Source organism: Moorena sp. SIO4E2 (assembly GCF_010671945.1).
GTDB classification, from domain to species: domain Bacteria; phylum Cyanobacteriota; class Cyanobacteriia; order Cyanobacteriales; family Coleofasciculaceae; genus Moorena; species Moorena producens.
In genome coordinates, this window is record NZ_JAAHIE010001304.1 from 1 (window position 1) to 1248 (window position 1248).

2 protein-coding genes are annotated in these 1248 nt (G+C 41.5%); both read left to right on the forward strand.

All coding sequences use genetic code 11. The annotated features are described in order from the left end of the window. Nucleotides 1–713 (forward strand): M15 family metallopeptidase (locus F6K37_RS43170; protein ID WP_287257310.1); only part of this gene is annotated, 713 nt, incomplete at its 5' end. 131 nt (nucleotides 714–844) lie between these two features. Then, nucleotides 845–1248, forward strand: a 404-nt coding sequence (locus F6K37_RS43175) for a DsbA family protein (protein WP_287257311.1), incomplete at its 3' end; no start/stop codon positions are given.

Here is a 1248-nt window from a genome sequence, read left to right on the forward strand (position 1 = left end):
TAGTGAGCTTGTTTCAAAACGCTCTAATACTAAGTCCCTCACCTAGAGTAACTCCCTCCCCCCCTAGAGAAGTAAGAGTCTCTCAAAAACAACCAATTCCCTCTATAGTTAAGGATGTTACGACCTGCTTATTCTCTCAGGGGATAGGTAAGGTTCGTGGACTTGATCAACAACTCATTGATAGGCTAAATGTCGTACGTCCTAATTCCCTGGTCAGTTTTGAAGATTTGAATGTAGAGATGACAGGATATAATTGGCCGTATCTTCAACCAGCGGCTAAACAAGCACTTCAACAAGCTATTGATGACAGAGGTATACCATTACTTGTCAATGGTGCCTATCGAACCATTGCTCAGCAACTCGTCCTATATAACCATTACCGTAATCAGAACCGTTGCGAGATTCCAATTGCTGCTCGTCCATCTAGAAGTAATCATCAGAGTGGTTTAGCTCTCGATATTTCTGATTATTTGAGTTGGAGACCCTATTTAAAAAAGTATGGCTGGCGATGGCTTGGATGGGGGGATCCTGTACATTTCGACTATGTAGGAGGCAATACCATTGACATCCGAGCTGATTCTGTCCTTGCTTTCCAGCAACTATGGAATCTAAACAATCCAACAGACCGAATTATAGAGGATGGCATTTTACAAGCTTTAACTGAACAACGACTGAACAACTCCCCTGTTGATGGCTTCCCGAAGGAAAGCTGATGGTGGTTGACTTGGTTTAAAGGACTTATGTCACTGATATCTGGGCGTTCTTAATTGGACTGTACTTGATAACTCTGAAAACTGCTATAGTAAACAGTTGGTCATTACTACTAAACAGTAAACAGTTGAAAATGAAACAGTTGTCTCGAATTTCCTTAACTATTGTTAGCTTATTCCTGTGTTTGCTCACCTTGAGCAGTTGCAGTAACAACTTTGCTAACCCTGATCAACTAGAAGCGGAAGTATTAACCATTATCCGGAATAATCCAGAGGCTATTTTACAGTCGCTGCAAGCTTACCAGCAGGAAAAACAGCAAGAGCTAGCCCAATCCAGGCAAGCATTTTTGCAGCAAATGAGTACAGAGCCAGCATCGATAATTGGAAATTCTCCTACTACTGGTGTGGCGAAAAATAACATTGTGCTGTTGGAGTTTTCTGACTTTCAATGTCCATTTTGTGCCGAAGCTAACCAAAGCGTAAAGCAGTTTATGGACAAACATTCCGATCAGGTAACCTTAGTATATAAGCATTTGCC